We start from the raw sequence: 26,543 nt of genomic DNA, 5'->3' as shown, positions 1-26,543 counted from the left end.
GCTCGCGCGGGCGATGGCGTCCGGCTTCCCGGAAGGGGCCCGGTCATCGCGGCGAAGCGGCAAAAAGAAAGGCAAGGAGACCGTCTGCTCCCTGCCACTTCCAACATATAGCGCACCGGGGGCCTTGCCACAAGGCCCCGGTCATGCCGCACAATCACCCCTCGACGCCGGAAGGCACGGAAAGCGGGGGCAGCGGAATGCGCGTTGTACTGGTGACTTATGGATCACGCGGGGACGTCGAGCCGATGACGGGGCTGGCACTCCGGCTCCAGGCTCTCGGCGCCGAAGTACGGCTGTGCGCGCCGCCGGACTTCGCGGAGCTGCTGGACGGTATCGGGGTGCCGCTGACTCCCCTCGCCTGGCCGATCCGCGCGCTGGCGACGGGCGCGGTCCCCGGCAGGACGAGCCTGTCCGACATCGCCGCCGACCTCACCGCGATGGCCTTCGAGACGGTCACCTCGCTGGCCGAGGGCTGCGCCATGGTCGTGGCCACCGGCTCGTTCCCCGCCGTGGCCGGGGCGCGGGCGGCGGCCGAGAAGCTGGACGTGCCCTACATGTTCACGTGCCTCTCCCCCAGCTACCTGCCGTCGCCGCACCACCCGCCCCGCCCCTGGCCGGGCCAGGTGGTCCCCGCGGGGGTGACCGGAAACCGGGAGTTGTGGGACCTCAACGCCGAGCACATGAACGCGCTGTTCGGCGAGACGATCAACGCCCATCGGACCTCGGTCGGCCTGCCGCCGGTGGACCGCGTCCGCGCCCACGCCTTCACCGACCACCCGTTCCTGGCGACCGACCCCGTCCTGGGCCCGTGGCGGGAGACACCGGAACTCCACGTGATGCAGACCGGCGCGTGGATCCGGCCCGACGAGCGCCCGCTCCCGGCCGATCTGGAGGCGTTCCTGACGGCCGGCGCAGCGCCGGTCTACGTGGGTTTCGGCAGCATGCCGATGCGGGGCGCGACCGCGCCCGACCTCTCCCGGGCCGTCGTCGAGGCGGTCCGGTCGCAGGGACGCCGCGCCGTGCTCGGGAGCGGCTGGGCCGACCTGACCCGGATCGACGATCAGGGCGACTGCTTCGTCGTCGGCGAGGTCAACCAGCAGGCGTTGTTCCGCCGGGTGGCCGCCGTCGTGCACCACGGCGGCGCGGGCACCACGATGACGGCGGCCCGCGCCGGGGCGCCGCAGGTGCTGGTGCCCCAGGTCGCGGACCAGCCGTACTGGGCGGGCCGGGTGACCGAGCTGGGCATCGGCACGGGACACGACGGCCCGACGCCGACCGCCGGGTCCCTGTCGGCCGCGCTGGAGACCGTCCTGACCCCCGAGACGGCCGCCCGCGCGGCCGTCGTGGCCGGGGAGGTCCGCACCGACGGGGCGGAACTGGCCGCGAAGGTGCTGCTCGACATGATCGACCGGCGCGAATCCGCGGACTGATCCGGAGCGCTTCAGGACGTCCTGGCGAGGCTCTCGGGCCAGCCGTGTTCGAGCAGGTCGGTGATGACGTCCAGCGCTTGGCGGGCGTCGGTGGTGGCGCGGGACAGATCGGGGATCTGCAACATGGAGTGGCTGAGCAGGCGGGCGGTGATGTCGTCGGCGGGGAGGCCCGCTTCTTCGGTGATGGCCTGCGTGAGCGCCGGTTGGGCGACGGTCCAGGCGCGCAGGGCGTAGTCGCTGAGCTCGGGCGTGGTGCGGATGAGGTCCAGGACGCGCTGCTCGGCGGCGGTGGTGCGGGGCCTGAACGGGCCACGGCCCGCCATGTAGTCGTGGAGGGCCCGGGGAATGCTCTGCTCCGGGGCGCGGTGGCGGACGGCGGCGACGAGGGCCTCGGCGTTGTCGGTCTGGTCGCCGGGGAAGACCAGGCTGGCCTTGCCGTCAGGGAAGTAGGTGAACAGGGTCCCGGGTGAGACACCGGCGGTGTCGGCGATCTCGCGGACGCCGACGTCGTCGTAGCCGCGCTGCGTGAACAACTCCTGCGCGGCCCGGGTGATCGACTCACGGGTCTGGGCCTTCTTGCGTTCCCGCAGGCCCGGCGGACGGGCGGGGGCTGGCGGTTCCTCGGCGGGCGGGCCGCTCGGAGGCCGGTGGAGTTCGGGGGCGGGCCAACCTCGGCTGAGCAGGGCGAAGGCCGCGTCGAGTTCAGCACGCGGGTCCCCGTGGGAAAGCTCGGCGCGGTCCAAAGCGAACCGGGACACCGCCCGAGCGGCGATGGCGGCACCGGGGGCGTCGGGCCCCGCCTGGCGGATCGCTTCGGCCAGATCCTCTTCGTACCGCTGCCACATGCGGCGGGAGTAGTCGCCCAGCGCAGGGGTGGCGGCGATGAGGCCGACGAACGCCTCGATGCGCGGGTCGCCGGCCCGGTTGCGCGCGCGGTTCAGCAGCCATTCGTGCAACGCCTCCAGGACGGGCGTGCCCTCGGGGCGGTCGCGGACGGCCGAGACCAGGCCGTCGCGCACGTCGTCGTCCTCGTCGAAGACCAGCGACTCCTTGGTCGGGAAGTGCTTGAACAGGCCGCTCATCGACACGTCGGCCGCTTCGGCGACGTCCTTGACGGTCACCTGCTCGAACCCGCGCTCCAGGAACAACTCCAGCGCCGCGTCGGCGATCGCCTGCCTGGTGCGGGCCTTCTTGCGCTCCCGGCGCCCCACGGTGACCTCGGTCATGTCCCCAGTCTACCGAGCTGAGGCGGAACAACTACTTCAGTGGAGCTGTTATGGTTTTTGAACAGCTACACAAGTGGCTCTGTATCTGCTCTGTGAGGAGGTGGTCGCCATGGCCGCCGAAGGTCGGACCGCCCCGGCCGTCCCCGCCGCCGCGCCGCAGGCGACGCCGCGCTCGGTCCGGGTGATCCTGCTGGGCGTCATGCTGGCGATGTTGCTGGCGATGCTCGACAACGCGATCGTCGGGACCGCGATGCCGACGATCGTCGGCGACCTCGGCGGGCTGGAGCACATGGCGTGGGTGGTGACCGCCTACACGCTGCTGACGGCGATCTCCACGCCGGTGTGGGGCAAGCTCGGCGACCTGTTCAGCCGCAAGGGCGTGTTCCTGACCGCGATCGGGGTGTTCCTGACCGGGTCGCTGCTGTCGGGGGCGGCCTGGTCGATGCCCGCCCTGATCGCCTTCCGGGCCCTGCAAGGTCTGGGCGCGGGCGGCCTGATGGTGGGCGCGTTCTCGATCATCGGCGCGCTGGTGCCGCCGCGCGAGCGGGGCCGCTACCAGGGGATGACCGCGATGGTCATGGCCGTCGGCACCATCGGCGGCCCGCTGCTCGGCGGGTTCATCGCCGACTCGCTGAGCTGGCGGTGGGCGTTCTACGTCAACCTGCCGCTCGGCCTGGTGGCCCTCGTCTGGTGCGCGGCGCTGCTGCACCTGCCCGCCACCCGCCGGAAGGTCACGATCGACTACGCGGGGATCGTGTCCCTGGCCGTCGCCATCGGCGCTCTGGTGCTCGCGGCGACGTGGGGCGGCGTCCAGTACGCGTGGGCCTCGGCTCCCATCGTGGGGCTGGCCGCGCTCGCGGCCGTCGCGCTGGCGGTGTTCGTCGCGGCGGAGCGGCGGGCCGCCGACCCGGTCATCCCGCTGCACATGTTCCGCGACGGCAACTTCACGCTCGCCTCGGTGTTGTCGCTGGTCACCGGCGTGGTGATGTTCGCCGGGGTGCTGTATCTACCGCTGTTCCAGCAGACGGTCCAGGACGCCTCGGCGTCGTCGTCGGGCCTGCTCCTGCTGCCGATGATGCTCCCGATCCTGCTGCTGGCGCAGGTCGTCGGCAAGGTCATGAGCGGCACCGGCCGCTACAAGGTCTTCCCCGTGCTCGGCGGCGTCGCGCTGACGGCGGGCGCGGCGTGGCTGGCGACCGTGGACGCCTCGACCGGACGGCTCGCCACCGGCGCAGCGATGGCGCTGCTGGGCGCCGGGCTGGGCCTGACGATGCAGCTCACCGCGACCATCGCCCAGAACAGCGTGGAGATGAAGGACATCGGCGCCGCGTCCGGCACCGTCACCCTGTTCCGCACCATCGGCGGCTCGCTGGGGGTCGCGCTGTTCGGTGCCCTGTTCACCCGCGCCCTGGACGGCGGCACGCCCGCGGACGGCCCCGCCTACCTGGACGCGGTCGCCCGCGGCACCGGCCAGATCTTCCTGGCGGTCGCCGCCGTCACCGCCGCCTGGTTCGCGCTGTCCTGGCTGATCAAGGAGATCCCGCTCCGCGGCGGCCCGCCCAAGCCGGAACCGGCACACTCTCAGTGAGGAGAAGCTCGTCATGAACACCACCGCGCACCACTCCATCGCGATCATCGGCGCCGGGCTCGGCGGCCTGATCCTGGCACGGGTCCTGCACGCCCGCGGCGTCCCGGCGACCGTGTTCGACCTGGAGGCCGGACGGCACGTCCGCACCCAGGGCGGCATGCTCGACATCCACGACGACTCCGGCCAGGTCGCGCTGCGCGTCGCCGACCTGTACGGCGACTTCGAGAAGATCATCCACGAGGGTGGGCAGGCCATGCGCCTGCTGCGCCGCGACGCGACCGCCGTCCTTGAGGAAGAGGACGACGGCACCGGCGGCCGACCCGAGGTCGACCGGGGCGAGCTGCGGGACCTCCTGCTGGACTCCCTGCCCGACGGCACGATCCGCTGGGACGCCAAGGCCACCGCCGTCCGCCCGCTGGAGGACGGCCGCCACGAGGTGGCCTTCGCCGACGGCACCACCATCACCACCGACCTGCTCATCGGTGCCGACGGTGCCTGGTCGAAGATCCGGCCGCTCGTCTCTTCCGCGCGACCGGCCTACACCGGCGTCTCCTTCGTCGAACTCGACCTGCTCGACGCCGACGCCCGCCACCCCGCCTCGGCCCAACTGATCGGCGGCGGTTTCTTCCTCGCCCTGGACGGCGAGCACGGCTTCCTCGCCCACCGCGAGACCGACGGCAGCCTGCACGTCTACACCGCGCTGCGCGCCGCCGAGGGCTGGCTGGACGGCATCGACTTCACCGACGACGCCACCGCCAGGACCGCGCTCCTGTCCGAGTTCGCCGACTGGGACGCCGCCTTCCAACGCCTGATCACCGACGCCGACGGGCCGCTGGTACCGCGCCGCATCAACGCCCTGCCGGTCGGCCACTCCTGGGACCGCACCCCCGGCGTGACCCTGCTCGGCGACGCCGCCCACCTGATGTCGCCGTTCGCCGGGGAGGGCGCGAACCTCGCGATGCTGGACGGCGCCGAACTCGGCCAGGCCATCGCCGACCACCCCGGCGACACCGACGCCGCCCTCGCGGCCTACGAGAAGGCCCTGTTCCCCCGCAGCGCGACTTCCGCCGGAGAGTCGGCCGCCTCGCTGGAGCTGATGTTCGGGCCCAGCGCCGTCGACCGTCTGGCCGCCATGTTCACCGGCCACGAGCAGCCCTGATCCCCTCGCCCCCACGCACATGATCAAGATCGCTGTCGTGCTCGCGAGCACCCGCCCCGGACGACGCGGCGCGGCCGTCGCCGACGTTTCCGCCCCAGTCGCCCTCGGCCGTGCTCCCCAGCGCCGCGATCTCGGCGGCGGAGGCGTTGCCGCCGGTGCAGACGACGGCCAGGCGTTGGCCGGCGAAGCGGTCGGGCCGGGCGAGGACCGCGGCGAGCCCCGCAGCACCGGCGCTTTCGGCGAGGGTATGGGCATGCGTGGCCAGCAGCCGCTGCGCCTGCGCGATCTGGGCGTCGGAGACCAGCAGGAAGTCGGCCAGGCCGGAGCGCATGATCTGCTGCGGGAGGGCGAACCCGCGCCCGGTGGCCAGCCCCTCGGCGGCCGTGCGGTTGGAGCGCTCGACGCAGGAGCCCAGCCGCCACGAGTCGTGCGCCGCCGGTGCGGCCTGCGACTGGACGGCGATCACCTGGCAGCGCGGGGCGAGTTCGGCGGCGACCAGGACGGCCGCGGCCGCGCCGGTGCCGCTGCCGACCGGCACCAGCAACGCGTCGAGATCGGGCCGGGCCTCGAAGAGTTCGAGATAGGCGGTGCCGACCCCGGCGATCAGGGCCGGGGTGTCGCCCGGACTGACCAGCAGCCCGCCGGTCCGCCCGGCCAGCTGCTCGGCGTGCCGCTGCGCCGCCGCCATGTCGGGCCCGTGCGGGACGACCTCGCCGCCCAGGGCGCGCACGGCCCGCACCTTCTCCGCGCTGACCGCGCTCGGCATCACCACCGTGCACGTCGCGTCGAAGGCGGCGCAGGCGTAGGCGATCGACTGGGCGTGGTTGCCGGTCGAATAGGTCACCAGCCCACGCGCCCGCTGATCCGGCGACAACCCGGCCAGCAGGGCCAGGCCGCCGCGCACCTTGAAGGCCCCGACCGGCTGGACGTTCTCGTGCTTGATGTGGACGGTGGCTCCCAGCTCGGCGTCCAGGGCGGGATAGGACCACATCGGGGTCGGCGGCAGGTGCCGGGCCAGGACGTCCCGGGCAACCAGCACGTCGGAGAAGCGGGGTGCGATCACGTCGGCGAGCAGCGCTTGTTCCATGCCCTCAGCATCGCGACCGGACGTCTCATCGGTCCAATGCCAGTCATCTCGGTAATTCATCGATGGTATTGATGAGTGCATGCTCGACGTCACGCGCCTGCGCGTGCTGGCCGCCGTCGCCCGGCACGGTTCGGTGACGGCGGCGGCGCGCGCCCTGAACTACGCCCAGCCGTCGGTCAGCCACCATCTGGCCAGGCTGGAGGCCGAAACCGGCAGCCTGCTGGTCCAGCGGGTCGGCCGCGGCATCCGCCTGACCGACGCCGGCAGGATGCTGGCCGAACGGGCGGAAGAGATCCTGGGCCGCCTGGACGCGGTGGAGGCCGAACTCGCCGCCCACGTCGGCCTGCGCACCGGCCGGGTCCGGCTGGCCGCGTTCCCGTCCGCCCTGGGGACCTTCGTCCCGCGCGCGGCGGCTGCCTTCACGGCCGACCATCCCGGCGTCGAGCTGCGTTTCACCGAGGCCGAACCTCCCGAGGCGATCCGGCTGCTGAGGGCAGGCGAGGTCGACGTCGCGGTCCTGTTCGGCTACCCGTCGCCCGACCGCGCGGCACCGCCGCCCGACGACGGCCTGCGCCGGACCCGTCTCCGCACCGAGCAGATCTCCCTGGTCACCCCGGCCGAACTGCCCGGCGACACCCTCGCCGACCATGCCGACCGGCGATGGATCACCGGTTGCGAACGCTGCCGCGAACACCTCGTCCGCGCCTGCGCCGCCGCCGGATTCACCCCCGACATCGCCTTCACGACCGACGACTACGTGGCCGTCCAGGCGCTGGTGGCCGCCGGACTCGGCGTCACCACCCTCCCTGACCTGGCCCTACAAGCGCAGCGCAACCCCGCCGTCAGGGCGGTGCCCCTCCCCGGCCACACACGCGAACTCAGCACGGCGGTCATCGGGGACCCGCCCGACCCTCCCGCGACCGCCGCGCTTCTACACCATCTCGCCCAGGCGGCCACCGCGACCGGTTCCTCCTGACCTTCGCGCCGCCGACCTGGCGCGATGCCTTCCCGTCGCGGCTTCGTTCGGACGAGGTTGTGGCCAGGGGCGCAGTCCGGCCGCGTTTGTTGTCGCGGACGGAGTGGCGCGGCCGATTTCCAAAAAGATAGCTTTGTTTTTATGAGCGGCGTCCTTCCGGCCCGCCCCCGCCCGGCTCGACCTCGACGCGTCCGGCTACGGCCGACGGAAGCACCACGGAGTTCATGGAGACCAAGGAGCCAGCCTTGAGGAGACACCAGATCCGGCGCAGGCTCGCCGCCGCCGCTTCGGCGGTATGCGCCGCGACCGCCCTGACCACCGCCGTCCCGGCCCCCGCCGCAGCGGAGACCACCTATCCCGTAGGCGACCTGAGCACCTCGATCAGGAACTTCTTCCTCAGCCCGGACGCGGTCCCCGGCGCCAACATCTGGTCCTGCGAACCGTCCGCCGAGCACCCCCGCCCCGTGGTGATCGTGCACGGCACGACGTCCAACTTCGGCGCGGCCGGAGCCATGATCGCCCCCACCCTGGCCAACGCCGGGTACTGCGTCTACGGCTTCAACTACGGCGAGACGTACTCCAGCCTCGGCCACATCTACGGGCTCGGCGACATCGCGCGGTCGGCCCGCACCATGCGCGCGTTCGTGGACAGGGTGCTGGCCGCCACCGGAGCCGCCGAGGTCGACGTGATCGGCGGCTCCCAGGGCGGGATGATGCCGAACTACTACATCAAGCGGCTCGGCGGCGCGGCCAAGGTGCGCACGCTGATCGCGCTCGGCCCGACCAACCACGGCACGACCCTGGGCGGGCTGGTCGACCTCGGCCGGTCGCTGGGCGTGCTGGGGCTGGTCAACGGCTTCTACCACCTCATCGGGTCGCCCGCGCACGTGCAGCAGCAGGAGGGGTCGGACTTCCAGAAGGCGCTGTTCGCCGACGGGGACACCGTTCCCGGCGTGCGCTACCTGACCATCGCGACCACGCACGACACCACGGTCACCCCGCTGACGAACTCGTTCCTCCACGGCGGCGACTCCACCAACATCCTGCTCCAGGACCTGTGCCCTAACGATCCCGTGAGCCACTCCGGCATGTCGTTCGACGGCCCGATCATGCAGATCATCAGCAACGAGCTCGGGCCCGACGAACCGGGGTTCAAGCCGGAGTGCACCGGCTACGGCCCAAACGTCTGATCCGGCCTCGCGTCGCGCAGCTTCAGAAGGTAGCTAGCGGTGAGCGCGATGGCACGGTCTGCATCATGCGACAGATCTTCGAGGGCACGTGCCGTCAGAGCCCCCGGAATGTCCGCGAGCGCCTGCGTCAGCCGTCGGCGTGCGGGCGTGCCGACGGCGTCGCCGGACAGGCGGTCGACGAGCCCGGCCGCGATCCGGTCCGCCAGCGCGGGATCGCTCGCCAGCGTGCCCAGCGCGTCGGCCGCGTCGACGTCGTTCCGCTCCTCGACGATCATGTCGATGAGCGTCGGGACCGCGTCCGCCACGCCGCGCCCCCCGAGCGCCAGAGCCGCGTACCCGCGGACCACGGCGTCGGGATTCGTGAGGGCCTTCCGCAACAGGGCGGTCGCCGCACCGCCCGGCATCTCGGCGATGGACTGGACGGCACGTTTCCGCACCTCGGCCACAGGTGAGCCGAGCCCCTCCGCCAGCAGCGCCAGCCCGTCCTCCCCCGTCCGCGCCAGCGCCCAGCGAAGGGCCCCGGCCACGTTCGGGTCCGGCTCGCTCAGCACGGCCTCGACCAGCGCCTCCACCGGCACGGGAACGTCCTCGACCGCGGCCAGGGCCGCGCGCTGCCGTGCCCCCGCGTTCTTCGACCCCAGCGCCTGGAGGAGCGCGACGACCTGGAGCACGTCCTCCCATCCGGCGGGTTCCGCGGCATCGATCCGCTGGAGCCGCGTGAGCAGCTCCGTCTCCGCCGCGATGCGGTCCCGCGTCTGGCGGATGAGGTCGTCGACGAGCTCGGCGGGCGCGAAGCCGGGGTCGTCGAGCGCGCGCCCGACGTCGCGCAGGGACAGGCCCAGCGACCGCAGGCTCTCGATGTGGAAGATCCGCCGGATGTTCTCGCTGGAGTACTCCCGGTAGCCGGAGCCGGTACGGCCCGTCGGCCGGACCAGCCCGAGCGACTCGTAGTGCCGGAGCATGCGGGCGCTGACGCCGGACCGTCGCGCGACATCACCGATCAACACTGCCTACCGTCCCTCCTGACCGCCCCCGCCGAGGGCCACGACGCGCTTCGCCTCCTCGATCGCGAGCTCGAACCTGGTATCCGGGTTGCGCCACAGCTGTTCCGTGGCGATCGCGTGCGCGCGCACGCGAGGGTCGGGATTCGTCGTCGCGGCGCTCAGTGTCGGCAACATCGCCTCCCCGAGCGCGATCAGTGCCCGGCTGAGGCTCAACTGCGTCTCGCATTCGCCGCGCCCGAGCTGCGTCGCCAACACTAGGACCAACTCGCGTTCCTCACCTTCAGGCACGAGCACGACCGCCGCGCGCCAGGCGGTCCGGGCCACCTCGTCGTCGGCGTCGGACAGCAGCGCCGGTGTGATCACCGGCCACGCCCGCCGATCCCCGATCTTGGACAGCGTGTGCAGCGCCTGGCTCCGCGCCTGCGCACGCTCCGAGCGGACCTCGCCGATGAGCGGCGGGACCGTCGCCGACGCCGGGTGGCGGGTGAGCGCCCACGTCAGCATCTCGCGCACGTAGAACTCGGGCTCGATCGCGCAGCGCTCGATGAGCCTGCCGACGAAGTCCGGATCCGGGGCCGTGCCGACCGCCATCGCCGCCTGCATCCGGACCGACGGGTCGTTGCTCTCCAGCGCCCGGAGGGCACGCGTCATATTCGTGGTCATGAGGAACAGTAAAGACGTTGTCACCGTGTCAAGGTCAAACGGAGCTGCTCGGCTTAGCCCACCGGAAGTCGTGCTGGAGCGCTGCCGTGGCTCCAGATGAGGCAGTCATGCCAGACGTCCTGCTCGGCATCGTGGCAGTGCCGTGGAACGCGCTGCTCGAACCGGTAACCGACACGTTCCGCCAGCCGTAATGAAGGCTCGTTGTCCGGGTAGATCTCCAGCCAGACCCGAGGGACGGCGAGTTCGTCGTGAGCCCACAACGTCGCGGCGAGCACGGCGCGGGAGGCGATGCCCTTGCCCCGCTCCTCCGGCCGCAGCCAGTACGCCAACTCGATGCTCCCCGGACGCTCCGGTATCAACCCGACCGCGCCGAGCAACCTCCCGTCCCGTATGACGCCCAGGCTGAACTGGCCTCCCGCAGCGGGATTCCAATCAGCCAGTGCCGCTTCCGCATCGCGCAACGAGTAGGGCCCGAGTGGTGGAGAGCCCCACAGTGCCCGTCCCGGTTCCGCGCTCGTGGCCTCGACCAGCAGCGCGGCGTCGGCGGCGTCCAGGGTACGGAGCCGCAGGTCACCGTCGTCCAGCGTGAAATCCGTGTAGCGCATCGCAGCCTCCTCCGGCACGTCAGGCGCCCTCACAGGCTCTTGATCAGCCAGGTGAGCCCGAGTTCACGGGCGGTTTGCGCGGCGAGCCTGGTCAACTGCCCGGCCTCAGTGCCCGGAGGCAGTGCGGCGGCATAGGTGGCCGCCGCGGCCGCCGTCTGCGGGCGGGCGCCGAGGGCGGCGCGGAGCTGGTACGACCTGCGCAGATCGTCGAGTCCCGACGCGTCGCCGTTCTCCAGGGCCAGCGCGCCCAGGTGCCGGATCGCGTAGGACTCCAGCAGGAGGTCCTCGTCCTGCACGGCTGAATCGAGGGCCTGGGCGTAGTGCTCCTTCGCCGCCTCCGGGGCGTCATCGAACTTCTCGGTGATGATGCCCGTCCAGAAGGTCGCCCAGCTCGCGACCCGTGGGTCCCCGGTCGCGGCGGAGAAGCCGGCGCGGACCCGTGCGGTGTCGTCGGGACGCGGGTCGAGGCCGAAGAGCAGGCGGGTGTAGGCGAGCTGAGCGTCATAGAACCCGCCGAGCGTCGGCTCCTCCTGGGACAGCGCGGCGACGGCGGCTTCGGCGTCGGCCGGGTCGTCAAGCCGCCAGAAGAACCTGTCGGTCAAAAGCTCCGCTCGCAGCGCCGTCGCCCCGCCTTCCGGCAGCTCCAGCGCGAGGTCCCAGAGCCCGGCGCGCTTCAACGACGCTGCGGCGGTCCCCGCGGTTCTGGCAATGTAGTTGGTGTTCATGCTCATGCCGCCTACTATGCGGACAGGGAGGTAGGTGGTCAAGTGCGTCATGTCGCCTACATAGGCAATCTGACCAGGCTGGCCGTCGAGCTGGTCAACGGTGACGGCCCCAGTGACCTGCGGCGGGAGTTCTTCGTCCAGCACCGCGTCACCGAACCGGACGCCGACTCGCTCGCGAAACTCCTCCCTCCCCTGCACGACGCGGTCGCGGCCGTGGCGGACGGAGGCCCGATCACGCCCGTCAACCAGCTCCTGGAGCAGTTCCCGCCCGTGCTGTACGTGAGCACGCACGACGAGAGCGGCGGAGCGCACCTGCACTTCGCCCACGACGGAGAAAGCCCCATCGCCTGGCTCGGCCGCAGCTGCGCCGCCGCGCTCGCCCACGTGATCTGCGGGGATCCCGACGTCACCGTGGGCCGATGCCAGGCGGACGGCTGCGCCCGCTTCCACGTCGACGACTCCCGCAACCGCAGCCGCCGCTTCTGCTCCAACACCTGCGCCAGCCGGACCACCGTCGCCGCCTACCGCGCCCGCCGCAAAACCACGCCCAACGACTGAACCGGACACCACCGGGAGGAACACCATCGATCAACAGGACGCCGCCCGACCGAGGGACATGGGCTGGGAGCTGGTGTGGTTCGGTCCCGACGATGAACTCGCCGGAACCTTCCTGGTGTCCCACCGCCAACTGCTACAGATCCGCGATCTGTTCGACTACGGCGACGATGAGTGGCTCACCTTCGAATATCCGATTCGGGAACGGCACTGGCCCACGCTGTTCCGGGTCCTGTCGTGCCCGCCTCCCGTACCGGGCAACGCCTACTTCCTGCACGGCTACGCGACGCCCCCATCCGGGCCGTGAACTTCCTGTCGTTTTCTCGCCAGCGCCCGCCGCCTGGCGGCCGGGATCGTTGGTCCCATGACATCGAAGACGCATTCCGCCGCAACCGACGCCTGGTCGGTCATGGAGAGGTTCTACGCGGCCGAGGCCGCCTACGTGGCCGCGGGCGGGTACGGCAAGGCCGACTACCAAGAGGTCGCCGTCCACCTCGACCCGGACGTGGTGCTGCACCAGGCACCCGGCCTGCCGTTCACCGGCACCGGGACCTGGCGCGGCCACGACGGCATGGAACGCTTCCTGGCCGCTTTCGCCGAGACCTGGGAGTCGATGGAGTTCCTCGACCAGCAGCACTGGGGCGACGGCGACACCGTCGTGGTCGGCAACCGCGTCCGGTTCCGGTCCCGGGCCACCGGACGCGACGTCGAGACCCACATCGTCCAGCTCATCAAGGTGCGCGACGGGCGGATGCTCGAATGCCGCCCGTTCTACTGGGACCCCGCAGCCATCACCGACGCCTGCACCTGAGCCCGCCGCCGAGCGGGGTCCCCTCGTCCTGCCGGTCGCCGCTCGTCACCGCGAACCCGCGGCCACCAGCTTCGCGGTGATGGGTTCGAGCTCGGCGGCCAGTTCGTTGAGCTCGGCGGGTGACGGGGCCTCGTACGGCGGGGCGGCCAGCTCGTCGGTCAGGGTCTCGATGCGTTGCTTGAGCTCGCGGCCGGCGTCGGTGAACCGGCCGTCGGCGTCGACGAGGCCGCGCTCGCGCAGGCCGTCCATGACGGCGGCCAGCCGCTCCTTCGGCAGGTGATGGACGCGCCCGAACGACTCCGGCGGGTGGATGCCCCTGACGGCGCTGGTCGCAGTGGTGAACCTGGCCTCGGTGAGGCTGGCCGGGCGGTTCGGCCCGCGGGTGCCGATCGTGGCAGGACTACTGCTCGGGACGGCCGGGCTGATGGCGTTGACCAGGATCGGCGCGCACACCGAGGTGTGGGCGGTGGCGGCGCTGATGGTGCCGGTCGGCCTCGGCGGGGCGCTCGCGGTGCCCGCGCTGACCGCACTGCTGCTCGACGCGGTGCCCGCCGACCGGGCGGGCATCGCGTCCGCCATGCTCAACACCGCCCGCCAGGTCGGCGGGGCGCTCGCGGTGGCGGTCTTCGGGGCGCTGCTGGCGGGGGCGAGCACGTTCCTGGCCGGAATGCGGTGGAGCATGCTGCTCGCGGCGACCGGGCTCGTGCTGGCCGCGGGCGCGGCGTTGACACTGCCGCGAGGCGGGCACCAGCACGAGCCGGCGTGCGGCTCGCCGGTGGTCGTCGGCTACGAGGGAGCGGAGTGCTGATCCGCCGAGCGACCAGCCGTATGCGGGGCGAATTCGACGACGGTCTGCACGAACTTCCGGAACCCGACGGTGTCGCCCGCGCCGCACCACATCAACGCATAGTCAACGAGCGGCGCGCCATCGAACGGGACATAGACGACATCGGGTCGACCGTGATAGCGACCCGCGCAGACGGTAGCCACCGTGGCCCCCTGGCCCGCCCCGACCAGTGAGAGTATCTCCTGCCATCCGGCAGCGGTCGCCTCATGCCTGATCGGGTGGCCCTGAGGCGTGCGGCGCGGGAAATGGGCTTCGCGCCAGGCACGGGGAATCCCGGCAGCCGTGATCAGCGGCAGGACCGCAAGATCCTCCAACGACACCGTCTCCCGTGCCGCCAGGGGGTGGTGGGCGGGCACGGCAAGGGCCCGGGTGTCGGAGAACACCAGGGGGCCCACGGTGATCGTCGGATCGTCGATGGGAAGCGCGGCGACCACCAGATCGACGTCCTCACCCTGCAACGTCGCGATGGCCGCGTTATAGGTCACCGCGTGCAGTTCGACGGTGCATCGGGGATGACGCGAGTTGAACGCCTTGGCCGCCTGCATGATGAGGGCACCCGACCATGGGGTGGTGAATCCCACGCGCAGTGCCCCGCTGATCCCCGCGAAGGCCGCCGCCGCGTTGTCGATCGCACGCTGCATCTGCTGACGCGCAGGCTGCAGTTCCGCGTACCACTGCCGGCCGACCGGGGTGAGGGCCACGTGGTGACTGCTGCGCTCGAACAGCGCGCCGCCGAGACGACGCTCCAGCTTCTTGATCATCTGGCTGACCCGGCCCGGCGAGACGAGCAGGCGTTCAGCGGTGCGCGTGAAGTTGAGTTCCTTGGCCAAGGTCAAGAACGTTTCGATCTCATACCGCTCCACCGGACCCCACACCCCCAGCCTCTCCCTCTCCGACCGTACCGCTGGAACCCCGGCGGCAGGGCACCGTCCCTGCTGAACCGCTTGCGGATCCTTTCACCAGGATCTTGTCGATGACGCCGACCGAGACCTTGGCTCCGGCCACGATGGCGCGGACGCTGGGCTGCTATTCGGCCGACGCCCTGGAGGACGGCACGGTGGCGGTCAGGTGAGCGTGGGCGGCCAGCAGCGCACGGGCGGTTTGCAGCGCACCCTCTGCGCTGTAGACCTCGGGCAGCCGCTTGGCGACGATCCGCCCGTCCCCCTCCAGCAGGACGCCGACGGAACCGTCGATCGCCACGCCGGGCGTGCCGTCCAGGTCGGTGATCTCCGGCAGCCGCAGGGCGGCGCGCAGCCCGTCCAGCGCGGCGGCACCGGAGGCGGACTGCTGGTCCGCGCGGGCCTCGGCCCGGTCAGCTCGTTGTTCGGCCCGGTCGGCGCGCGCGGTCAGCTCGGCGCGCAACTCCTCGATCGACGCGGCCTGCTGGTCGGCGCGGGCCTCGGCCCGTTCAGCGCGTGCGGTCAGCTCCGTACGCACCTGATCCAGCTGGGCGCGGTGACGCTGCTCGGTCTCGGCGACTGCGACGGCCGCGCGCTCGCGTTCTTCGTGCTGCGCCCGCTCGGCGGCCTGGGCCTGCCGCTCGGCGCGCTCGGCGCGGTCGGTGGCGGCGCGCAGCTCGCCGCGCTGGGTGGCGATCTCGGTATGGGCGGCGGCCAGCGCCGCCGCCGTTTCCGCCTGCTGACCGCGCAACTGCTCAAGATCCTGTTCGGCCTGACGCAGCCGTCCCACCATCTCCAGCAACTGGTCCTCAGCGGCTCGGCGCGCGCCCTCGGCGGCACCACGAGCGTGTTCGTGCTCGGCGATCTGCTTGGCCGCGATGGTCACCGCCTGGTCGGCGCGTTGGCGCTCGGCTTCGGCGTCGGCCTCGGCCGCGCGCTGCGCTTCCAGGGCCTTGGCGGTGCGACGGTCGGCGCGCGCGGCGGCCTGCTCGGCGTCGGCGGCCTGCCGCTTGGCGTCGGCCTCGCGCTGCTCGGCGGCGAGCCGGTCGGCCTGGGCGGTACGGGCGCGCTCGACGGTGGTGTCCATCGCCTGGCTCATCAGCGCCTTGGCCCCGGCCACCAGCTCGCCGAGCTGTTCGGCGGCGGGGACGAACCGGTCGACGCTGTCGCGGAAGTCGGCCAGCGGGACGTGATCGGCGGCTGCGGCGGCGCGGGTCCTGGCGCGATGGGCCTGGACCCGGTGGTAGTCGCTGCAGAACTTGGTGTCGGCGCGGCGGTGCTCGGAGATGGGGCCGCCGCCGAAGTCGCAGGGACGCCTGCCCTCCGCACGGGTCTGCTGGGCGCGGGCGGCGACGGCCGCCGCCGACAGGTCGGCGTCGGGCGACACGCACAGCGGTTCGGCGGGAGAACGTTCGGTCATCGCGGCATCCTCGGTGACGGCAGGGCGGCGCGGGGCCGTGCCCCGGCGGGGTCGGTCGATGGCGGCGGACGGCACGCCGCTGGTGCACCGGCCGCGGCTCTGGTCGCAGCAGGCGGTGCGGCAGCCCCTCAGTATCGCAGCACCGCCGTTCCAGCACGTCGATCTTCCGGCGCGCGGAGGTCTCGCCGATCGGGATATGCCCGTGCGGGAGCGGTCAGGTCCAGCACCTGCCGCACCCGCGCGAGCACCAAATCTTCGGCATCGACGACCAGCCGCGCTGCCCGTCGAGCCGGGGACGGGCAGGTTGGCGGAAGGAGGAGTCGAGAGGGGGCGCACCGCATGGATCCGGGCGACGGAGGCGCGACGCGCATGGCGGGCTCCCGCAGCAGTGCGGTCGCGCGGCTGCTGGCGTGGCTGGCGGTACTGGCGGCGATCGGCGTGGTGGTCGTGCTGGTGCTCGCGCTCCGGGCGGCCGGGCTGGTGATCATCGGCGCCGGGCTCGCCGGGCTCTGCGTCTGCGCCGTCGGCGTGTGGTGGTTCCTGGCCTACCGGGGCGTGGTGCGGCTGCTGGGGGCGCTCGTCGCGATCGCCGCGCCCGTCGCCGTCCTGGTGCTGTTCGCCTTCGACGGTCTGTGGCTCATGGCGCTGATCCTGGGCGTGTTCTGGTCCGCGACCGTGGCCTGCGCGCAGGCGGCGCTGCGCATGGCGCATCCGCACCGGCCGCATCGGCCGGTCCCCGCGTCCCCGCCGGAGCGACCGGTCCTGATCATGAATCCGAAGTCCGGCGGCGGGAAGGTCGGCCGCTTCGGGCTCGTCGAACGGGCCGAAGCGCTCGGCGCCCGGGTGATCCTGCTCGATCCCGCCGCCCCGGCCGACGTCGCCGAACTCGCCCGCGAGGCGGTCGCGCAGGGAGCGGACCTGCTCGGCGTTGCGGGCGGCGACGGCACCCAGGCGCTGGTCGCGGCCGTCGCCGCCGAACACGACCTGCCGTTCCTGGTGATCTCCGCGGGCACCCGCAACCACTTCGCCATGGACCTCGGCCTCGACCGCGACGACCCGGTCCGCTGCCTGGACGCGCTGACCGACGGCGAGGAACTGCGGATCGACCTCGGCGACGTCGCGGGCCGGGCCTTCGTCAACACCGTCTCGTTCGGGGTGTACGCGGACGTCGTGCAACGCCCCGAGTACCGCGAGGACAAGGCGGGCACGATGTTGAGCCTCATGCCGGACCTGCTGGTCGGCGGGCACGGGTTGCGGCTCGACGCGCGCGCCGACGGCACCGCGCTCACCTGCCAGCAGGCACTGCTGGTCAGCAACAACCCCTACGCCTCGCCCGACGATCTCGGCGGCGCGGGACGCCGTCCCCGACTCGACGGCGGCGAACTGGGCGTGCTCGCGATCCGGGTGGAGAGCGCGGCACAGGCCGCTGACCTGGCCGTACGCGGCTCGCAGTCGGCGGGGCTAACCGTCATGACCGCGCGGGAAGTGGAGGTGACCGCGGCGGCGGACGAGATCTCAGTGGCGGTGGACGGCGAGGCGCTGCGGATGCCCACACCGGTGGTGTGCACGATGCGGCCAGGCGCGTTGCGGGTGCTGGTGCCGCGCGACCGTCCCGGCGTCGCCGCCCTCGCTCCGCCCGTGCGTTGGCAACGGGTCATCGGTCTCGCCCTCGGCCGCGCCTGAGCGGACCGCCGTCGAACGGCGACAAACACGTTGATCGCCGCTCGCTTCGACGGCCACCATGCGCCTTCAGCCAGTCTCACACTCCATCAAGCGTTGCCATGTCCGAGCTGCGTGTTCGTGCTGGCGGACGTGTCGGCTCGGGTCTCGTCCTTCAAGGCTCGGACTGCTCAGCCGAAGCGCAGCCGGTAGTAGGCGGTGAGGGCGGCGTCGGCGCCAGAGCCGGTCATGATGCGCTGGCCTCGGGGCGAACGCAGGTCTCCGGCGGTGAGAACACGGGGGGGTGCTGCTGGTCGGGAGGGCAGTATCCGGTCGCGTCGCGGTTCAAGGCACCGGCTGGGGGCGCGGCGGTGTTGCCCAGGTTGAGGTAGAGGGTCTGCGCCGTCCACGCGTTGTCGACGGTGGTGGCGCGGACGAAGCCGTTGTCGGGCTCCCCCAGGACGTTGTTGACGGCCGGGATCGACCGCAACCGGTGGCACAGAGTGCGCAACCGACCTCCGCAAGCAGGCGGCACCACCGACGGCCCGCAGTCCAGCGCATGTGCCCTCGGATACCCAGACCCGAAAGCCCTCTCCGCCTGGAACGGCCAGTGGCGTCAATGCGAGCCCGATCGCTCGCCAACACCACTGACCGTTCGGCCGCTATTCGACCCCCGACTCACCAATCGACCCCAACAAAGAGCCTGGGCGAAGGTCCTTGACCGGCACGCCGTACTCGGCGCGGAGGCGTGCCGCCACAAGCGAGCGGTGGCACGCCTCCGGATCGCGCTCCACGCAGAGAAGCGCGATCGTCGAGTCGTCCGGAAGCTCCGCCACCAGCGCGCCGAGGTCGAACGAGTCAAGAACCTCGCGGGTGTAGCGCTCGACGTACGCGGGCGCGAGCGCGACGCGGTTGCGCTTGCCCACGCCCAGCCGGTCGTCCTCACGGTATTGGAGCTGGCGCAGCTCGGTCGTCGGCGCCAGCTCCTTCACGTGTCGGTACCCGACGTCCGCCTCGGCGAGCGCACGTTGGAGCCGCGCCGAGTTCGCCCAGGAGTAGTCGGGGCCCCGAACTCCGCGGCGCTGACGGAGGTCGAGCAGCAGCCCCACGTCCCCGTCGGCGAGCTTCTCCAGGAAGGCGTCGGCCGCGAAGCCGTAAACACCGATCGTCACCATCCTGAGCACCGGCGATCACTCCCTGCCTAGTGGCGGCGACGCCGCATCACGCGACGGCGGTCCCCTCAAGCTCGACCATCAGGTCGGGGATCGCCAGCCGCGTCACCCCGAGCATCGTGGTGGACGGCGCCACCCCGGCGGCCCCCAGCCGCGCCGCCAGCACGCCGTAGTGCTGGAACAGCAGATCGACGTCGGTGGTGTAGACGTTGAGCCGGACGAGGCTCGCGAGGGACATCCCGGCCTCGCCGAGCACGGCCTCCAGGTTGTCGAGGCTCAGCGCCAGCTGCGCGGCCATGTCACCGGCGTGCTGGGGCTTGCCCTCGTCGCTCATCGCGGTCTGCCCGGCGCAGTACAGCGTCCGGGTGTTCCCGGCGACGACCTCACCCTGGTTGTAGCCCATCTCCACCGACCAGGGCCACGGGTTGACCGCAGTACGCTCGATTGTCATATCGGTTCCATCCGGTTCGCTAGCCAGCACCTCTGGCGACGTGCGGCTAGCCTCTCGGCAAATCACGACATCGCCTGTCATGTATTCCGGTAGCTTTTTCGCATGCGCGCTGATCGGCTGGTCTCGCTGGTGTTGCTGCTGCGCCAGCACGGTCAGATGTCCGCGACCACGCTGGCCCGCGAGCTGGAGGTGTCCACCCGGACCGTGCTGCGCGACATCGAGGCGCTGTCCGCGGCCGGTGTCCCGGTCTACGCCGAACGCGGCCGGCACGGCGGGTTCGCGTTGCTGCCCGGGTTCCGGACCGAACTCACCGGACTGAGCCACGACGAGGCGCTCGCCCTGCTGGTCGCCGGTTCGCGGCGCGGCGCGCAGGCGTTCGGCCTCGGCTCGGCGCTCGCGTCGGCCATGCTCAAGGTGGTCGACGCGCTGCCCGCCGGCTACCGGGACACCGCGAGCGACGCGGCCCGGCGACTGCTCATCGACCCGGAGACCGACCTCCTCGCGCGCCGGCTGGCCGCCGAGGAAGTGCCCGACGCCATAGCGGCCGAGGTCCGGCGCGCGGTACTGGCCGGACACAAGCTGCGCATCCGCTACGCGGCCGTCGACCAGCCCCCGAAGTGGCGCACGGTGGACCCGATCGGCCTGGTCACCGTGCGCGAGCAGGGCTACTTGCTGGCCACGAGGTCGGGCGCGGACCGCACCTACCGGCTGTCCCGCATCCTGGCCGCCGAGGAACTCCCCGAACCCGCACAACGACCGGACCGGGTCGATCTGGACCGGGCCTGGCAGGAACGCAGCACGCGGTTCCGGACCGGCGGTGACCAGGTCACCGTGCTGGTACGGATGAACCCGGCACGGCGGGAGGAACTGGTGGGCACCGCGCTGGCCGTCCGCGCCGAAGAGACCGACGCGGACGGCTGGTCGCGGCTGGAGGCGGCCTTCCAAGACCGAAGACACGCCGAATGGGCGCTGTGGCAGCTCGCCACGGACGCGGAGGCCCTCGCCCCGCCGTGGTTGCGCGCCTCCCTGCGCGACCGCGCCGCCGCGCTCGTCACCCGCTACGAATCCTCATCCTGAGGACTGGCGCCGCTAGACGGCCGTGAGCACGATCTTGCCTTGGATGTGCCCGCGGGCGGCCCGTTCGTGTGCCGCCTGGGCGTCCGCGAGCGGGAACGTGCTGTCGATCGCAACGCGGAGCGTGCCCGCGTCGAGCAGGCGTCCCAGCTCGGCGAGCTGCGCGCCGCTCGAACGGACCTGGGTGCCCGAGAGCGTGACGCCCAGCCTGGCGATTTCCTCTTCGTCGTATTCGCCGAAGAACACCGGATACAACGCGCCGCCGCGCTTGAGCGTGCGCAGGAAGCGGCCACTGGCCTGACCACCGACGGTGTCGACCACGAGGTCGAGGTCGCGCACGAGTTCCTCGGGACGCTCCTTGGTGTAGTCGATGAACTGGTCGACGCCGAGCTCGCGCAGGAACGATTCGTGCGCGCCCGACGCCACCGCGATGACACGCGCGCCCTTCCACTTCGCCAACTGCACCGCGAAGTGGCCCACGCCACCCGCAGCGCCGTTGACGAGCACCGTCGTGTCGGCGCCGAGCTCCACGTGGCGATGCCGCGCCGCCTGGAAGGGGGACGGGTGGTCGTGGCCGAGTTCGACCAGGAACTGCCAAGCCGTCAGCCCGGCCATGGGCACCCCGGCGGCGTGCACGTGGTCGACGTGCGCCGGCTTGCGTGCGAGGTCCGAGGCGCGCGCGGCCACGTACTCGGCATAGGCGCTGCCCTCGAAGCTGGGGAAACGAAGAAGACCGAAGACCTCGTCACCGGCGGAGAAGCCGTCGACGTCCGCGGCGACGGCCTCGACGACGCCCGACACGTCCGTTCCCGGGATCACGGGAAAGCTGAACTTCGGCCTGGTCTCCGGAGGCAGGTTGGTCATCCCCTCGCGCAGGTACCAGTCGGGAGGATTGATCCCGGCCGCGTGCACGCGGATCAGCACCTCCCCCGGCCCCGGCTCGGGGACCGGCACCTCCTCGTACCGCAACACCTCGGGGCCGCCGTGCTCGTGCAACCGGACCGCCTGCATCGTGCGTGTCGGCATCATCTTCTCCGTCCTCACCGCGTCCTATACTCACCGGATCACTGATCCACATAAAAGGACCACTGAACCGGATAATACGGATCAGTGGTCCGGATAGTCAACGAGGGGGACCGGTGCGGGCCGACGCCAGGAAGAACCACGATCACCTGCTCGCCGTCGCGGACACCGTCATCGCCGAGGAAGGCGTCGACGCGTCGCTGCGCGACATCGCACGCAGAGCGGGCGTGGGGCTCACGACGTTGCTCCGCCACTTCCCGTCCCGCGAGGCGCTGCTGGACACCTTGCTCCGCGCGAGGTTCGACGAACTCGCGGACAGGGCGGTCGCCCTCGAAACGTCGGACTCTCCCACCGACGCCCTGCTGTCGTGGCTGCGCGAGTTCGTCGCGTGCGCGCACAACTACCGCGGCGTCACGGAGGCGATGATGACGGCCATCGAGGACGCGGAGTCCGCCCTGCACGCCTCGTGCGTCACGATGCGTGCGGCCGGCACACGCTTGTTGACCCGCGCGCAGGCCGAAGGCGTGGCGCGAACCGACATCGACGGCACTGACCTGTTCGCGCTGGGCGGGTCGCTCGCGTGGCTCAACGACCAGCCCGCGCTCGCACCACGCGCCGATCACCTCTTCGACGTCGTCACGAGCGCGATCCTGACGCCCCCAGCAACCACCGACCTGCCAACCCCCAAGAACCCCACCGACTAGCGCCGCCTACGGCGACGGAACGACCCCTGCGTCAGGCGTCGTTATTGTGCGCGCTGGGCGACGTCGGGGAGCGTGCAGGCTTCACGTGGAACTCGACAAACCCGGCGCTGGCCTGCTCGTCCAGGTTCTCACCGAACGCGAGGGGAAGAACAGCGTCGTCACCGCCTCCAGCGAGAGCTTTGGCGGCTGGACCAACGACCGGCCCCACCCCTGACGGGGGTGGGGCCGGTTCTCCATCGTTGAATCAGGCAGGTCGCTGCCTCGGCTTGTCGACGACGGCGACGCGCAGCTGGGCGCTCCAGCGCAGGACGGCGCCCGCCTTGACGCCGCCGGGCAGGTCGGTGACCGCGGTGAGCCGGTCACCGAGGTAGCGGTAGTTGCCGCGCGCCACGATGATCTGGAGGCGTTCGCCCTGCCCGGTGCGGGTGAAACCGATTCCGTGGCGTCCGGCGTTGTCGACGGCGTCGGCGTCCAGGCGCACGCCCGGGACGCGGGCGAGGACGTCGTACAGCGCGGCGCGCAGGGCACGCGGGAGGTGGCCCTGCATGAGGTCGGCGATGGTCTGGACGGCCGTCTGGTCTCGGTCGAAGTCCTTCAGGAAGGACTTCTGGTCGGCCTGGGCATAGATGCGTGCCCGCAGCAGGGCGGGGTCGGTGGGCAGAGAGCGGACGAAGTCCTCATTGCCGGCGTCCCAGCCGTCCCTGCCGGGGAGTTGCGCGACGGTCTCCTCACGCCCGTTCACCTGCCGGACGACGCGGGCGGGGTCGGCCCTGCACCAGCCGCGGTGATCGCCGACCGGCTTGCAGCTGCGGAACGTCCCGCCGGTGGCGGGGTGCCAACTGCGGATGTGGAAGGTGGTGCTGGGGCGCGGGGAGTCGGCGTCCTCGCCGGGCGCCCACATGACGCCCTGGCCGGGGACGCCCCGGACCGTGGACTCCATGTAGATCCACTGGCCGGGGCGGGCGGTGGTGTCGGCTTCAGCGCGCGTGGCGGCGGCGGCCCGGTGCAGCACGACGGCGGCCTCGGCGGGCGCGGCACCGTTTCCGTCGAGGACCGGAACGACCGCGACCGCGGCTGCGGCGGCGAGTCCCCCCGCCAGCACCATGCGGAGGCTGGGCCTGGGCAGCGCGGCCCGGCGGGCTCGGGGGCGGGCCGCGGGCCCGTCCGTGAGGATCTGGGCGAGGGCGGCGTCGAGCGCCTGCTTGCTCGGTGCGTCGACGTCGGGCTGCGCCGCGCGCAGCGTGTCCAGCTCGTTCACAGGGCGTTCTCCTCCGGGATCAGGGTGGGGTCGGCTCCGCCCAGCGCGTCGCGCAGGCGGCGGCGGGCGCGGTGCAACCGGGACCGCACCGTGCCGACCGGGATGTCCAGGGCCTCGGCGACCTCGTCGTAGCTGAGGTCGGCCCACGCGACCAGCAACAGGACGTTGCGGACGCGGACGGGCAGCCCGGCGAGCGCGCCCGCGAGCGGACCGTGCAGGCTTTGGGCGGTGACCCGGTCGGCGACTCGCTCCCCCACCTCGTCGCCGGAGCGCGCTACGGGACCGGCACCGGGCGCGGCACGTTCCAGCAGCCGGTACTGGCGGACCTCGGCCGCCCGCTGCCGGGCGATGAGGTTGGTGGCGATGCCGTAGAGCCAGGGCCGGGCATCGGCGCGGCCGGGGTCGTAGCGGTGCCGGCTCCGGAACGCCACCAGGAACGTCTCGGCCATCAGGTCCTCGGCGGCGTCCGGCCCCAGCCGCTGGGCGATGTAGCGGTGGATGCGGGGCGCATGCCGGTGGAACAGCGGCGCGAACTGCTCGGGCTGCTCCAGGGAACGCGCGATGAGAACGGCGTCCCCGGGTTCCGCGTCCGGCTCGGCACCGACGGCGCCGGGCCCGTCGCCGTCCGCCAGGGCGGCGGCACGCCGGTTCCGCCCGTCGATAAGGGTCACGTCCTTCTCCGCCGGGTCATCATCATGTGCACTCTGGCCTCCTGTGCCGGGGATGTGTCATGGATGATTCCTCGTTGGCCCGAAACGGGTTCCCCTGCGGCACACCGGCCGACGATCATGCGGCCGGCGGCCCGGGCGGCAAGGTCACGTGGGGCTCGCCTGCCCGCACATCGAGGTCGACCGCGGCCTCTACACCGGCCAGAACCCCGGCTCGTCCAAGCGGCTCGCCGAACGCCTGGTGACCGATCTGACCTGAGCCAGCGCCCCTAATGTTGACAGCGCATACATTCTGGCTAATATATGCAGTGTAAACATCCATGGTCCACAGGGGGGGCGGCATGAAGGCGATCACGATCAGGGAGCCGGGTGGGCCGGAGGTCCTGGAATGGACCGAGGTCGAGGCCCCCTCACCCAAGCCCGGTGAGGTGATCGTCGATGTGGCGGCGAGCGCGCTGAACGGCGCCGATGTCGCGCAGCGGCTCGGCCTCTACCCGGTGCCCGAGGGGGCGTCGCCGTATCCCGGTCTGGAGGCGTCGGGACGGATCAGCGCCGTCGGCGACGGGGTGACCGGTTGGCAGGTCGGCGACGAGGTGTGCGCGCTGCTGACCGGCGGCGGATACGCGCAGAGAGTCGCCGTCCCCGCAGGTCAGCTGCTCACCGTTCCGAACGGCGTCGGCCTGGTGGAGGCGGCGGCGCTGCCCGAGGCGGCGGCCACGGTCTGGTCGAACGTCGTCATGACCGGACGCCTCACCGAAGGCGAGACGTTCCTGATGCACGGCGGCGCCGGGGGCGTGGGCACGATGGCGATCCAGATCGCCAAGGCGCTGGACGCCCGGGTCGTCACCACGGTCAGCGGCACGGAGGCGACCGCCCGCGTCCGGGAGCTCGGCGCTGACATGACCATCGACTACAAGACCGAGGACTTCGCCGACCACGGCCCCTACGACGTGATCCTCGACGTCATCGGCGGCGACTACCTCGAACGCAACGTCCGGTCCCTCGCGCTCGACGGACGCCTGGCCATCATCGGCATGCAGGGCGGTTTCGAGGGCAAGCTGAACCTCGTCGAGCTGGTGTTCCAGCGCAAGTCGGTGTTCGGCACCACCCTGCGCTCCCGGCCCGACGACCAGAAGGCCGCCATCGTCGCCGCCGTCCAGCGCCACGTCTGGCCCATGGCCGAGTCCGGCGCCGTCCGCCCGGTGATCGAGCAGACGGTGCCCCTGTCCCAGGCTGCCGAGGCCCACCGGCGTCTGGCCTCCGGTGGGCACATCGGAAAGATCCTGCTGGTCAACGACTGATCCGTGCCCTCACCTCGCGTGCAAGGAGCGTTCCCATGACGTCCACCGCCTCCCAGGAAACGGTCGAGGTCGAGATGGCCGGTCGTACGGTCACCGTCCCCAAGGGCGGCCTCTACGACCGATTCCGGATGGACACCGCCCTGGACGAGGTCGCCCTCGCGGGGGCGTTGACGGGGATCAGGCGCTACCGCACGGCACTTATCATCATGTGTACACCGCCCACTTCGTCCGGTTCCGGCGCGGGCAGGATGCGGAGGGGGACATGACACCACCGGGTTCGACCTACCACCACGGCGACCTGCGGGCCGCGTGCCTCAGCGCGGCGCTGGAACTGCTGGAGGAGGACGGCAGCACCGGTCTGTCGCTGCGAGCGGTGGCGCGGCGGGCCGGCGTCTCGGCCATGGCCCCCTACCGCCACTACCCCAACCGCGACGCGCTCCTCTCCGCCGTGGCCGCCGAGGGGTACCTGGAACTCGCCCAGAACCTCGCCGCCGCGCATCCGGCACCCGCCACCCCCGACGACCTCGCCGAGATCGCCATCGCCTACATCCGGTTCGCCCTCGAACGTCCGGCGCTGTTCCGCGTGATGTTCGCCGAACCCTGCGACCCGGCCAACGGCGAACGCGTCACGGCGGTCGCCGCCATCACCGACTACGTCCAGGGCATCGTGCGGAACGTGTTCCCCGGCTCGGAACCGGAACCGCTCGCGAACGCCGTGTGGGCCTTCGTCCACGGCCTGGCTTTCCTCCACCTCGACGGCAAGTTCGACGCCTCCGATCCCGGCCAGGTCGCCGACCGCGTCCGCGCCGCCGTCCACGCGATCCTCGCCGCCTCCGCTGCCTAGCCGACTCCGAACGGATCCCGTGCCACGGCATGCATGGACAGTGAGTGCTCGGCCGTCACACAGCTCCTCGCGCAGCCGCGCTCGTCGGCGACCGCTACGTCCAGCACAACCCGCAGATCAGTGACGGGCCGGATCAGGCCAGCAACCGGTCGACCAACCCGTCGAGGTAGTCCGGGGTGAGCGGACCCGCGCCGAACAGGACGC

The 26,543-nt window shown here is 71.9% G+C and carries 31 protein-coding genes; 16 read left to right on the top strand and 15 right to left on the bottom strand.

Annotated features, from left to right (window positions below; translation table 11 throughout):
• Positions 1-143 precede the first annotated feature (143 nt).
• Complete coding sequence (locus AH6_RS04565; RefSeq protein WP_307190382.1) at positions 144-1,430, top strand: glycosyltransferase; 1,287 nt, start codon at positions 144-146, stop codon at positions 1,428-1,430.
• Between the two features lie 11 nt (positions 1,431-1,441).
• Here AH6_RS04565 and AH6_RS45210 read toward each other — a convergent pair whose 3' ends face one another.
• The gene (locus AH6_RS45210) at positions 1,442-2,656 is read right to left on the bottom strand and encodes a TetR/AcrR family transcriptional regulator (RefSeq protein ID WP_218005713.1); all 1,215 of its coding nucleotides are present in this window, start codon (positions 2,654-2,656) and stop codon (positions 1,442-1,444) included.
• Between the two features lie 109 nt (positions 2,657-2,765).
• On the opposite strand from AH6_RS45210, the gene AH6_RS04555 reads away from it, so the two are divergent.
• Entirely contained in the window at positions 2,766-4,244 is a 1,479-nt protein-coding gene (locus tag AH6_RS04555) for an MDR family MFS transporter (protein ID WP_067473999.1), read from the top strand.
• A 13-nt stretch (positions 4,245-4,257) separates the two neighbouring features.
• On the top strand, positions 4,258-5,403 hold the full coding sequence (locus tag AH6_RS04550; protein WP_067473996.1) for an FAD-dependent oxidoreductase: 1,146 nt from the start codon (positions 4,258-4,260) through the stop codon (positions 5,401-5,403).
• On the opposite strand, the gene AH6_RS04545 is transcribed toward AH6_RS04550, so the two are convergent.
• On the bottom strand, positions 5,381-6,490 hold the full coding sequence (locus tag AH6_RS04545; RefSeq protein ID WP_083982215.1) for a threonine ammonia-lyase: 1,110 nt from the start codon (positions 6,488-6,490) through the stop codon (positions 5,381-5,383). The genes AH6_RS04550 and AH6_RS04545 overlap by 23 nt on opposite strands.
• Before the next feature lie 79 nt (positions 6,491-6,569).
• Between AH6_RS04545 and AH6_RS04540 the strand changes: the two genes are divergently transcribed.
• Both AH6_RS04540 and AH6_RS04535 read left to right on the top strand, forming a co-directional pair.
• A complete protein-coding gene (locus tag AH6_RS04540) occupies positions 6,570-7,466 on the top strand; it encodes a LysR family transcriptional regulator (RefSeq protein ID WP_067473993.1) in 897 nt (298 codons plus the stop codon).
• Positions 7,467-7,711: 245 nt separating this feature from the next.
• Complete coding sequence (locus AH6_RS04535; protein ID WP_067474900.1) at positions 7,712-8,656, top strand: esterase/lipase family protein; 945 nt, start codon at positions 7,712-7,714, stop codon at positions 8,654-8,656.
• Here the strand turns inward: AH6_RS04535 and AH6_RS04530 are convergent.
• The 4 genes from AH6_RS04530 to AH6_RS04515 are packed head-to-tail and all read right to left on the bottom strand — an operon-like array spanning position 8,638 to position 11,659.
• The gene (locus AH6_RS04530) at positions 8,638-9,663 is read right to left on the bottom strand and encodes a MerR family transcriptional regulator (protein ID WP_067473991.1); all 1,026 of its coding nucleotides are present in this window, start codon (positions 9,661-9,663) and stop codon (positions 8,638-8,640) included. The genes AH6_RS04535 and AH6_RS04530 overlap by 19 nt on opposite strands.
• Positions 9,664-9,666: 3 nt before the next feature.
• Positions 9,667-10,323 carry a HEAT repeat domain-containing protein gene (locus AH6_RS04525; RefSeq protein ID WP_067473987.1) on the bottom strand — a complete coding sequence of 219 codons (657 nt, stop codon included), beginning with the start codon at positions 10,321-10,323 and terminating at the stop codon, positions 9,667-9,669.
• Positions 10,324-10,376: 53 nt separating this feature from the next.
• The gene (locus AH6_RS04520; protein ID WP_067473984.1) at positions 10,377-10,928 is read right to left on the bottom strand and encodes a GNAT family N-acetyltransferase; all 552 of its coding nucleotides are present in this window, start codon (positions 10,926-10,928) and stop codon (positions 10,377-10,379) included.
• A gap of 29 nt (positions 10,929-10,957) precedes the next feature.
• Positions 10,958-11,659 (bottom strand): hypothetical protein, encoded by a 702-nt coding sequence (locus AH6_RS04515; protein ID WP_067474897.1) that lies wholly within the window; start codon positions 11,657-11,659, stop codon positions 10,958-10,960.
• A 36-nt stretch (positions 11,660-11,695) separates the two neighbouring features.
• Between AH6_RS04515 and AH6_RS04510 the strand changes: the two genes are divergently transcribed.
• The 3 genes from AH6_RS04510 to AH6_RS04500 are packed head-to-tail and all read left to right on the top strand — an operon-like array spanning position 11,696 to position 13,019.
• Positions 11,696-12,211, top strand: coding sequence for a CGNR zinc finger domain-containing protein (locus tag AH6_RS04510; protein ID WP_067473981.1), 516 nt, complete (start codon positions 11,696-11,698; stop codon positions 12,209-12,211).
• A gap of 58 nt (positions 12,212-12,269) precedes the next feature.
• On the top strand, positions 12,270-12,515 hold the full coding sequence (locus AH6_RS04505; protein ID WP_067473978.1) for a hypothetical protein: 246 nt from the start codon (positions 12,270-12,272) through the stop codon (positions 12,513-12,515).
• A gap of 57 nt (positions 12,516-12,572) precedes the next feature.
• A complete protein-coding gene (locus tag AH6_RS04500) occupies positions 12,573-13,019 on the top strand; it encodes a nuclear transport factor 2 family protein (RefSeq protein ID WP_067473975.1) in 447 nt (148 codons plus the stop codon).
• 45 nt (positions 13,020-13,064) lie between these two features.
• On the opposite strand, the gene AH6_RS45690 is transcribed toward AH6_RS04500, so the two are convergent.
• The gene (locus tag AH6_RS45690) at positions 13,065-13,472 is read right to left on the bottom strand and encodes a helix-turn-helix domain-containing protein (protein ID WP_245679196.1); all 408 of its coding nucleotides are present in this window, start codon (positions 13,470-13,472) and stop codon (positions 13,065-13,067) included.
• On the opposite strand from AH6_RS45690, the gene AH6_RS04490 reads away from it, so the two are divergent.
• Positions 13,354-13,827, top strand: coding sequence for an MFS transporter (locus AH6_RS04490; protein ID WP_245679192.1), 474 nt, complete (start codon positions 13,354-13,356; stop codon positions 13,825-13,827). The two genes, AH6_RS45690 and AH6_RS04490, sit on opposite strands and share 119 nt — an antisense overlap.
• Here the strand turns inward: AH6_RS04490 and AH6_RS04485 are convergent.
• Complete coding sequence (locus tag AH6_RS04485) at positions 13,806-14,729, bottom strand: LysR family transcriptional regulator (RefSeq protein WP_067473969.1); 924 nt, start codon at positions 14,727-14,729, stop codon at positions 13,806-13,808. The two genes, AH6_RS04490 and AH6_RS04485, sit on opposite strands and share 22 nt — an antisense overlap.
• Positions 14,730-14,892: 163 nt before the next feature.
• Positions 14,893-16,185, bottom strand: a complete 1,293-nt coding sequence (locus AH6_RS46500) for a coiled-coil domain-containing protein (RefSeq protein ID WP_067473966.1) — start codon at positions 16,183-16,185, stop codon at positions 14,893-14,895.
• 339 nt (positions 16,186-16,524) lie between these two features.
• Between AH6_RS46500 and AH6_RS04475 the strand changes: the two genes are divergently transcribed.
• Positions 16,525-17,868: a diacylglycerol/lipid kinase family protein gene (locus AH6_RS04475; protein WP_218005711.1), complete on the top strand. Its 1,344-nt coding sequence runs from the start codon at positions 16,525-16,527 to the stop codon at positions 17,866-17,868.
• A 223-nt stretch (positions 17,869-18,091) separates the two neighbouring features.
• Here the strand turns inward: AH6_RS04475 and AH6_RS04470 are convergent, their stop codons facing one another.
• From AH6_RS04470 to AH6_RS04460, 3 genes are all read right to left on the bottom strand, one after another.
• Positions 18,092-18,355, bottom strand: a complete 264-nt coding sequence (locus tag AH6_RS04470) for a hypothetical protein (protein WP_157431263.1) — start codon at positions 18,353-18,355, stop codon at positions 18,092-18,094.
• Between the two features lie 151 nt (positions 18,356-18,506).
• On the bottom strand, positions 18,507-19,019 hold the full coding sequence (locus AH6_RS04465) for a DUF488 domain-containing protein (RefSeq protein ID WP_067474891.1): 513 nt from the start codon (positions 19,017-19,019) through the stop codon (positions 18,507-18,509).
• Between the two features lie 46 nt (positions 19,020-19,065).
• Positions 19,066-19,461 (bottom strand): RidA family protein, encoded by a 396-nt coding sequence (locus tag AH6_RS04460; protein WP_218005724.1) that lies wholly within the window; start codon positions 19,459-19,461, stop codon positions 19,066-19,068.
• Between the two features lie 108 nt (positions 19,462-19,569).
• On the opposite strand from AH6_RS04460, the gene AH6_RS04455 reads away from it, so the two are divergent.
• Positions 19,570-20,544, top strand: a complete 975-nt coding sequence (locus tag AH6_RS04455; RefSeq protein WP_067473957.1) for a helix-turn-helix transcriptional regulator — start codon at positions 19,570-19,572, stop codon at positions 20,542-20,544.
• Positions 20,545-20,556: 12 nt separating this feature from the next.
• Here the strand turns inward: AH6_RS04455 and AH6_RS04450 are convergent, their stop codons facing one another.
• The gene (locus tag AH6_RS04450; protein WP_218005710.1) at positions 20,557-21,570 is read right to left on the bottom strand and encodes an NADP-dependent oxidoreductase; all 1,014 of its coding nucleotides are present in this window, start codon (positions 21,568-21,570) and stop codon (positions 20,557-20,559) included.
• Between the two features lie 110 nt (positions 21,571-21,680).
• On the opposite strand from AH6_RS04450, the gene AH6_RS04445 reads away from it, so the two are divergent.
• Positions 21,681-22,268, top strand: a complete 588-nt coding sequence (locus AH6_RS04445) for a TetR/AcrR family transcriptional regulator (RefSeq protein WP_067473954.1) — start codon at positions 21,681-21,683, stop codon at positions 22,266-22,268.
• Positions 22,269-22,353: 85 nt separating this feature from the next.
• Complete coding sequence (locus tag AH6_RS45680) at positions 22,354-22,482, top strand: hypothetical protein (RefSeq protein ID WP_281180190.1); 129 nt, start codon at positions 22,354-22,356, stop codon at positions 22,480-22,482.
• A 30-nt stretch (positions 22,483-22,512) separates the two neighbouring features.
• On the opposite strand, the gene AH6_RS04440 is transcribed toward AH6_RS45680, so the two are convergent.
• Together AH6_RS04440 and AH6_RS04435 are read right to left on the bottom strand one after the other, a co-directional pair.
• A complete protein-coding gene (locus tag AH6_RS04440; RefSeq protein WP_067473951.1) occupies positions 22,513-23,526 on the bottom strand; it encodes a CU044_5270 family protein in 1,014 nt (337 codons plus the stop codon).
• Positions 23,523-24,197: an RNA polymerase sigma factor gene (locus AH6_RS04435; RefSeq protein ID WP_245679178.1), complete on the bottom strand. Its 675-nt coding sequence runs from the start codon at positions 24,195-24,197 to the stop codon at positions 23,523-23,525. The genes AH6_RS04440 and AH6_RS04435 overlap by 4 nt, the downstream gene beginning before the upstream one ends.
• A gap of 338 nt (positions 24,198-24,535) precedes the next feature.
• Between AH6_RS04435 and AH6_RS04430 the strand changes: the two genes are divergently transcribed.
• Genes AH6_RS04430 through AH6_RS04420 form a run of 3 tightly spaced genes read left to right on the top strand, consistent with a single transcriptional unit; the run spans position 24,536 to position 26,339 of the window.
• A complete protein-coding gene (locus AH6_RS04430) occupies positions 24,536-25,495 on the top strand; it encodes an NAD(P)H-quinone oxidoreductase (protein ID WP_067473948.1) in 960 nt (319 codons plus the stop codon).
• A 35-nt stretch (positions 25,496-25,530) separates the two neighbouring features.
• The gene (locus AH6_RS44970; protein ID WP_067473946.1) at positions 25,531-25,761 is read left to right on the top strand and encodes a hypothetical protein; all 231 of its coding nucleotides are present in this window, start codon (positions 25,531-25,533) and stop codon (positions 25,759-25,761) included.
• Positions 25,758-26,339: a TetR/AcrR family transcriptional regulator gene (locus AH6_RS04420; protein WP_067473943.1), complete on the top strand. Its 582-nt coding sequence runs from the start codon at positions 25,758-25,760 to the stop codon at positions 26,337-26,339. Before AH6_RS44970 ends, AH6_RS04420 begins: the two co-directional genes overlap by 4 nt.
• Positions 26,340-26,543 lie beyond the last annotated feature (204 nt).

The sequence above is a fragment of the Actinomadura hibisca NBRC 15177 genome (genome assembly GCF_001552635.1).
Classification (GTDB): Bacteria; Actinomycetota; Actinomycetes; order Streptosporangiales; family Streptosporangiaceae; genus Spirillospora; species Spirillospora hibisca.
Note: the sequence above shows the minus strand (reverse complement) of the source record. Positions and strands in the feature narration are given on the sequence as shown.

Coding starts and splice junctions, on each gene's coding strand:
- AH6_RS04565 (WP_307190382.1), top strand. CDS start 144: ATGCCGCACAATCACCCCTCGACGCCGGAAGGCACGGAAAGCGGGGGC.
- AH6_RS45210 (WP_218005713.1), bottom strand. CDS start 2,656: ATGACCGAGGTCACCGTGGGGCGCCGGGAGCGCAAGAAGGCCCGCACC.
- AH6_RS04555 (WP_067473999.1), top strand. CDS start 2,766: ATGGCCGCCGAAGGTCGGACCGCCCCGGCCGTCCCCGCCGCCGCGCCG.
- AH6_RS04550 (WP_067473996.1), top strand. CDS start 4,258: ATGAACACCACCGCGCACCACTCCATCGCGATCATCGGCGCCGGGCTC.
- AH6_RS04545 (WP_083982215.1), bottom strand. CDS start 6,490: ATGGAACAAGCGCTGCTCGCCGACGTGATCGCACCCCGCTTCTCCGAC.
- AH6_RS04540 (WP_067473993.1), top strand. CDS start 6,570: ATGCTCGACGTCACGCGCCTGCGCGTGCTGGCCGCCGTCGCCCGGCAC.
- AH6_RS04525 (WP_067473987.1), bottom strand. CDS start 10,323: ATGACCACGAATATGACGCGTGCCCTCCGGGCGCTGGAGAGCAACGAC.
- AH6_RS04520 (WP_067473984.1), bottom strand. CDS start 10,928: ATGCGCTACACGGATTTCACGCTGGACGACGGTGACCTGCGGCTCCGT.
- AH6_RS04515 (WP_067474897.1), bottom strand. CDS start 11,659: ATGAGCATGAACACCAACTACATTGCCAGAACCGCGGGGACCGCCGCA.
- AH6_RS04505 (WP_067473978.1), top strand. CDS start 12,270: ATGGGCTGGGAGCTGGTGTGGTTCGGTCCCGACGATGAACTCGCCGGA.
- AH6_RS04500 (WP_067473975.1), top strand. CDS start 12,573: ATGACATCGAAGACGCATTCCGCCGCAACCGACGCCTGGTCGGTCATG.
- AH6_RS46500 (WP_067473966.1), bottom strand. CDS start 16,185: ATGACCGAACGTTCTCCCGCCGAACCGCTGTGCGTGTCGCCCGACGCC.
- AH6_RS04475 (WP_218005711.1), top strand. CDS start 16,525: ATGGATCCGGGCGACGGAGGCGCGACGCGCATGGCGGGCTCCCGCAGC.
- AH6_RS04465 (WP_067474891.1), bottom strand. CDS start 19,019: ATGGTGACGATCGGTGTTTACGGCTTCGCGGCCGACGCCTTCCTGGAG.
- AH6_RS04455 (WP_067473957.1), top strand. CDS start 19,570: ATGCGCGCTGATCGGCTGGTCTCGCTGGTGTTGCTGCTGCGCCAGCAC.
- AH6_RS04450 (WP_218005710.1), bottom strand. CDS start 21,570: ATGATGCCGACACGCACGATGCAGGCGGTCCGGTTGCACGAGCACGGC.
- AH6_RS04430 (WP_067473948.1), top strand. CDS start 24,536: ATGAAGGCGATCACGATCAGGGAGCCGGGTGGGCCGGAGGTCCTGGAA.
- AH6_RS44970 (WP_067473946.1), top strand. CDS start 25,531: ATGACGTCCACCGCCTCCCAGGAAACGGTCGAGGTCGAGATGGCCGGT.
- AH6_RS04420 (WP_067473943.1), top strand. CDS start 25,758: ATGACACCACCGGGTTCGACCTACCACCACGGCGACCTGCGGGCCGCG.